We start from the raw sequence: 6,480 nt of genomic DNA, 5'->3' as shown, positions 1-6,480 counted from the left end.
GGAGTGCCCGGCGGGATGTACGAGATTCCGACCCTGCTGGCGCAGAACTGTTGCAGTGCATGGGAAATAAACTCCGGGCCATTGTCCATCCGCAACACCTGCGGTGGACCACCCCACAATACGAAAGCCTTCCCCAACTCCTCCACAAGCCGTTCCGCGGTGATCGAGCGCTCCACGATATTCAGAAGCGACAACCGAGTGTGCTCGTCGACCATCGATGCAATCTTCACCGCCTTCCCATCGATAGTGGAATCGAACTGGAAGTCGATAGCCCACACCACATTCGGTGCATCCGCTTCGACTGTCGGCACCGAACTCACCCCGGCCCGCTTACGGGGGTGATAGATCCGCACCTGCAGGCCTTCCTCCTTCCATAATCGGTGGACCTTCTTCTTGTTCACCTGCAGGCCCTCGTCGTGGCGTAGATGAGCCCACGCACGCGAAGAATCCGTGCAGCGGGTGTTTGAGGGCATAGCGGCGAAGCCAGGCCCGTAGGTCGGCGTCAGGGTCTGACGGGGTCTGCGCTACGGGAAGCCGCCGAAAGGTGGATCGGGCGAGCCCAACAGCTTTGCATGCCAATCGCTGCGAGATACTCAACGTGCAGGTCAGCATCTCGACTGCGCGGCGCTTGGCGGCTGGGCTCAGAATTTTCCCTTGGCCACCTCACGCAGCGCGTCCTTCTCCAACTCGGCCTCGGCGAGCAGCCGTTTGAGTTTGCCGTTCTGTTCTCGGAGTTCTTTGAGTTCCTTCGCCGCATCGGTGTCCATGCCGCGGTATTGGCGTCGCCAGTTGTACAACGTCGCCGCCGACACCTCGAGTTCGGCGGCGATCTCTTCCTGTGTTCTCCCTGCTGCGGTCAACTCGTCCGCCCGCCGCAGCTTCCGAACAATGTCCTCCGCAGAATTGCGTTTCCGTCCAGCCATGATCTTCATTGTCCTTCCAACCCCAGGTCAAGGGGCAACAGGACTCCAAAACACGGTGGACCCATTCACGGGAGACACGCCACTGGGACGTCGCCGTAGCACCGTCCGGTTCGTGCGTCGGATCCGTCCGCCACCAGCACGCAATGGTGGCGCGCCGGTACGGGGACGAGTCGCTTGCGTCACGCGCAGAGGAGATCGCCTCGCGCACATACGAACTGTCTGAACTTCTCGTCGACGTCCTCGGGGTCACCGACGTCGGGGCCTACTATCCGCATCGGGTCACGTACCACCCGACGTGCCACTCGCTGCGGATTCTGCGCGTCGCGGACAAGCCGCTGCAACTACTTCGGGCCGTACGGGGCATGACCCTGATCGAACTTCCCGCAGCCGAATCCTGCTGCGGTTTCGGGGGAACGTTCGCGCTGAAAAACTCCGAGACGTCGACGGCGATGCTCGCAGACAAGATGGGCAACGTCCTGCGCACCGGTGCCGAGGTGTGTACCGCCGGCGACTCGTCGTGCCTCATGCACATCGGCGGCGGCCTGTCCCGGCTGCGTAGCGGGGTGCGGACCGTTCACCTCACGGAGATTCTGGCCGGCACCGAGAAGATCGCGGCCATCTCATCACCACGTTCCTCGGATCACCCGCCTTCCGCGCGGGCACCGTAAACATCCGGGGCACAGAGAGTTTCCCTGACGCTGCGAGGAAGTCGCTCGCCGATACCCAACTGCGCGCCAATCTCGGCGCGGCAACCACCACCATCCGTGACAAGCGCATCGCCGCCGTCGCCGAGGTCGACGACTGGGAGGAACTGCGCCGCGCGGGTAGCGCCCTGAAGGCGGATGTGATGGCGCGACTTCCCGAATTACTCGAACAGTTCGAGGGCAACGTCACTGCCCACGGTGGCACCGTCCACTGGGCGCGGGACTCCGACGAGGCGAACCGGATCATTACCGAGACCATCCGGGCCACCGGTTCCGACGAGGTCCTGAAGGTCAAATCCATGGCGACGCAGGAGACCGGCCTCAACGAACACCTCGAGGAGAACGGCATCGCGGCGATCGAGACCGACCTCGCCGAATTGATCGTCCAACTCGGCGGGGACACACCGAGTCACATCCTGGTTCCGGCCATTCATCGCAACCGCGCGGAGATCCGGGAGATCTTCCTCAGTCGATGCCGGGAATCGACGCCGATATCACCGACGACCCCCGCGCTCTGGCCATGGCGGCGCGTGCACACCTGAGGCGAAAGTTTCTGTCCGCCAAGGTGGCGGTCAGCGGGGCGAACTTCGGCGTCGCCGAGACCGGCACGCTGGCGGTGGTGGAATCGGAAGGCAACGGGCGAATGTGCCTGACGCTCCCCGACACTCTGATCACGCTCATGGGCATCGAGAAACTGGTACCCACGTTCACCGATCTGGAAGTGTTCATGCAACTGCTGCCTCGGTCTTCGACGGCGGAGCGCATGAACCCGTACACATCCATGTGGACCGGCGTGTATCCCGGCGACGGACCGCAGAACTTTCACGTCGTCCTCCTCGACAATGGCCGGACCAACGTCCTCGCCGACGAGGTCGGGCGTTCCGCGCTGCACTGCATCCGGTGCAGTGCGTGCCTGAATGTGTGCCCCGTCTACGAACGGACGGGCGGCCATGCGTACGGGTCTGTGTATCCGGGACCGATCGGGGCGATCCTCAGCCCGCAACTGACCGGTACCACCGACCACGACGACCCGAATGCCTCACTGCCCTTTGCCTCGACGCTGTGCGGCGCCTGTTTCGATGCGTGCCCCGTCCGCATCGACATCCCCGGTATTCTCGTCCATCTCCGTGCGAAGCAGATCGACTCCGAACGGCACGGACTGCCCACTGGCCAGGACCTCGCGATGAAGGCGGCGGGGTGGGCGATGGGATCGGAGCGCCGGTTCGCCGCCGCCGAAAAGGCGTCCAAGATCGGCAGGGTGCTCGGCGGCGCGACGGGTCGTATCAGTTCATTGCCGTACCCGGGGTCCGCCTGGACCTCCAGCCGAGATCTGCCCTCACCCCCTAAGGAAACCTTCCGGCAATGGTGGGCACGCACTCACGCAGGCACCGAACGATGAACGCACGCAGCGAAATTCTGTCGCGGATCCGTTCCGCGATCGTGGACGCGCCCGCCCCCGAACCGATTCCCCGCGACTATCACCGGCAACCCATGACCGGCTCCGGAGACGTCGAGTTCTTCTCTCGCACCGTCGACGACTACCGCGCCCGGGTTCACCGCGCCGACGAGAACACGGTCACCGGGATCGTCACCGAACTGATCGCCGAAGACGCCCGCGTCGTCATCCCGCCGGGACTGCCCGCCGCCTGGCGACCGCGGCGCGACATCGTCGTCGACGGAGAACCCGACGTGCTGTCGATCTCGAACCTGGACACCATCGGCGTCGTCGTCACCGGATGCACCTTGGGGATCGCCTCCACCGGGACCATCGTTCTCGACGGAGGCCCCAGTCAGGGCCGGCGGGCACTGACCCTGGTGCCCGATCATCACATCTGCATCGTGCGCACCGATCAGATCGTCGACACCGTGCCGCAGGCCTTCGCGTCCCTCGACCGGACGCGTCCGCTGACGTTCGTCAGCGGCCCCAGCGCCACCAGCGACATCGAACTCGAGCGAGTCGAAGGCGTCCACGGGCCGCGCAACCTGGATGTTGTCATCTTGGGCTAGGCGGGGTCGGATCCGCCCACACGGCAGTGGGCAGTGTGAGCGGACCGTTCCTCACATCAGAGAGCGGACCCGGGTTGCCACAATCAGGGTTGGCTCAGGGTGTAGAGCGATGTGGGTGTGGCGGCGTAGGCGGTTTCATAGTCCTTCGCGGTCAGGGCCGCAACCTGCCCGACCCGAGCAAGTCTCTGCCAGTCCGCGCCTTCGCGGCTGCGCCAAGCGTATCCGTCGTTGTCGATGCCCCACAGCGCATCCCCGGCGCCGGCGAGCATTACCAAGGCCGGGGCGTCGGTCACGGTGGAGAAGACGCGGGCACCGTCAGTGCTGTGCTGCACACCTTGCCCGGCGATCGCCCAGATTCCGGAGGTGGTGACCGCCAGAGAGGTGGCCGGAAGGGTCGCACCGGGAGTCCAGGTGCTGCCGCCGTCCGTGGAGACGAGCAACCCGTCGGTACCGTCGAAGCCGACCATGGTGCTCTCATCCGCGGCCAACGTGTGGAAGTCGACCTGCCCCGCGAACGATCTTTCCGCCCAAGACTTTCCGCCATCGGTACTGCTGCGCAGACCGAGGGGGTTGGCGGCGGTGCTGGACTGGCCAGGGTGACCGGAGGCGAAAAGGGTATCACTGACCGGGATCCCGGTCAGTCCCATGAAGTCGTCATCGGATGTGCCGACCCGGGCGGGGGTACCGGAGGAGTCGAGAGCGAACAGACCGGTGTGGGTACCGGCCAGGACGGTCCCATCGGCATCTACATACAGTCCGTGCAGATGGCTCAGTTCGGAAGTGAAATCTACTGCCGGGACAGTGTTGTCCAATTCTGTGGCCCCGTCTTGCGACGAGCAGCCGGCAAGTACGAGCGCGGCGGCTGTGAGGGGCAGGACGGTGCGGGCAAAGCGGCGGGCAGACATCATGGGAACCTCGTTTCTGTCGATGTGATTGTGGAGTCGGTGCTGGGCTATTCGACGTAGGAAAGAGTGGTCATCATCCCGGCCTCGCCGTGATAGAGGTTGTGGCAGTGCACCATCCACTGACCTGGGTTGGTCGCGTCGAAGTCCACCTCGACGGTCTGATTGGGCAGTACCAGCGTGGTGTCCTTGCGCGCCCCGGCTCCCTGATCGTCGACAACCTGGAAGGTGTGTCCATGCAGGTGCATGGGATGAAACATCATGGTCCTGTTCACAAAGCGCAGCCGCACCCGTTGCCCCTCGAGAACGTCGAGGGGTGTGTGCTCGTCGTACGTAGCGCCGTTGATCGTCCACCGGTACCCGGACATGTCCATGCCCAGCGTCAGGTCGTGGACCCGGTCGGGCTCGCGGCGCCCGAGCCGGACGTCTTCTCGCGAACGCAGCTGCAGGCCCATGATCGGTTGAGCATCCAGCTCGACAGGTCGGACGGTCGGCTCCGGAGTTTGCCCTGCTCCGGTGCGGATCAGGGCGAATCCCTGCCCCTGCTTGCCCTCTGCGGCAGCAACGATGGGAAAGACTCCGTCGCCGAGGGTGACGATCACGTCGAAGCGCTCGCCCATGCCGATCAGCAACGACGACCCGGTGACCGGCTCGACCGGATAGCCGTCGCTGTGCGTGACGGTCAGCTGGTGTCCACCGACCGAGAAGCGGAAGGCGGTGTCGGCGCCGGCGTTGATTATGCGCATCCGCACTCGCTGGCCAGGGCGAGCTTGCACTCCGAAAGGGTCGGCCGGGAGGGTGCCGTTGATCAGGTAGTGGGGGTACCCGACGTCCCCGGTGTCGGAGCCGAGTGGGGCGTCCGCGTCGGCCGCCGCACCCATTCCCATACCGCCCATCGCGCCATGGTCTATTCCCATACCGCCCATCGGCATGCCGTCGCGGCGCAGGTCATCAAGTTGCTGGTCCGGGGTGCGGCCGGCCACCCCGTCGAGCCAGTCGTCCAGGACCAGGACGGCTTCCAGATCGTAGTCTGCGCCGTCGGCGGGATCTTCGACGATGACCGGCGCATAGAGACCGCGGTCGAACTGCATACCTACATGTGAATGCAGCCAGTGAGTGCCAGCGTCTGGCGCGAGGAACTCGTAGGTGAACGTGTTGTTTGGAGCCACCCCAGGCTGGGTGAGTCCAGGTACCCCGTCCATGTCGTTGCGCATGGCGATGCCGTGCCAGTGGATGGTTGATTCGTCCGGGAGTTCGTTGACGAGGTCGGCGCGGAGAAGATCGCCACGGTTTAGCCGTATTTCGGGTCCGGGAAGTTGGTCGTTGTAGGCCCACGTATCGACCAGGACACCCCCGAGATCGATCGTGGTCGGGCGCGCCCGCAGCGATGCCGCCACTGTTCTCCCGGTCCCCATATTGGCCCGGCGGACCTGCTCGGCCGCATTCACGGCAGCCGAGTCGGGCCTAACGGTGGACCCGGCTGAGGTGGTCGCCCTGTTGCTGAATCCGGCCACTGTCGCGGCCGTCCCCAGGCCGGCCAGCACCAAGAAATTCCGACGGGACAAGCGGGGTCGGGCGGACGGAAATTTTTCGATCATGGAAACACTCCTGTTCGGGCACAGATCGGACTACCGAGACCAACCCATCTACTAGCAATCTGGTAGACGGCGTAGGCAGGATTCCGACCTGCGGTTTGCTATCGGACCGGCCGCTCAGAAGGCAGCCGGTACCCCTTCAGCGCGGGGCGGTGTCAGGTGCCGGCGGCATGCGGAGCCGTCCGGACCGGGTCAGGACATAGAAGGCGAGCACGCGCGAGTCGTGGCAACGAGCCGCCGGCTGGTTGCGTGCACCAGCGGCTCGGACCCCGGAGACATGATGGTTCGCCCAAAGTCCACGGCAGGTGTCGGCGAAGGGTTCCCCGGTCCACAAGACCGGGGTGTTGCC

At 64.8% G+C, this 6,480-nt stretch carries 5 protein-coding genes and 2 pseudogenes; 3 read left to right on the top strand and 4 right to left on the bottom strand.

Annotated features, from left to right (window positions below; all coding sequences use genetic code 11):
• Window positions 1-473: DDE-type integrase/transposase/recombinase (locus RM2_RS15245; protein WP_139277793.1), on the bottom strand; the 473-nt coding region annotated here is incomplete at its 3' end.
• A 168-nt stretch (window positions 474-641) separates the two neighbouring features.
• Window positions 642-923 carry a transposase gene (locus RM2_RS15240; protein ID WP_169846742.1) on the bottom strand — a complete coding sequence of 94 codons (282 nt, stop codon included), beginning with the start codon at window positions 921-923 and terminating at the stop codon, window positions 642-644.
• Window positions 924-1,006: 83 nt separating this feature from the next.
• Here RM2_RS15240 and RM2_RS15235 point away from each other — a divergent pair.
• The 3 genes and pseudogenes from RM2_RS15235 to RM2_RS15225 all read left to right on the top strand — a co-directional run.
• Window positions 1,007-1,591, top strand: a pseudogene (locus RM2_RS15235) ((Fe-S)-binding protein); the annotation flags it as partial.
• Window positions 1,546-3,026 (top strand): annotated as a pseudogene (locus RM2_RS15230) (lactate utilization protein B). The pseudogenes RM2_RS15235 and RM2_RS15230, both read left to right, overlap by 46 nt.
• Window positions 3,023-3,634, top strand: a complete 612-nt coding sequence (locus RM2_RS15225) for a LutC/YkgG family protein (RefSeq protein ID WP_072690408.1) — start codon at window positions 3,023-3,025, stop codon at window positions 3,632-3,634. Before RM2_RS15230 ends, RM2_RS15225 begins: the two are co-directional and overlap by 4 nt.
• Before the next feature lie 83 nt (window positions 3,635-3,717).
• Here RM2_RS15225 and RM2_RS15220 read toward each other — a convergent pair whose 3' ends face one another.
• Window positions 3,718-4,539 (bottom strand): F510_1955 family glycosylhydrolase, encoded by an 822-nt coding sequence (locus tag RM2_RS15220; RefSeq protein ID WP_072690420.1) that lies wholly within the window; start codon window positions 4,537-4,539, stop codon window positions 3,718-3,720.
• A gap of 47 nt (window positions 4,540-4,586) precedes the next feature.
• Window positions 4,587-6,134, bottom strand: coding sequence for a multicopper oxidase family protein (locus RM2_RS15215; protein ID WP_072690407.1), 1,548 nt, complete (start codon window positions 6,132-6,134; stop codon window positions 4,587-4,589).
• Window positions 6,135-6,480: the final 346 nt, after the last annotated feature.

Source organism: Rhodococcus marinonascens NBRC 14363 (assembly GCF_001894885.1).
Taxonomy (GTDB): Bacteria; Actinomycetota; Actinomycetes; order Mycobacteriales; family Mycobacteriaceae; genus Rhodococcus_F; species Rhodococcus_F marinonascens.
Note: the sequence above shows the minus strand (reverse complement) of the source record. Positions and strands in the feature narration are given on the sequence as shown.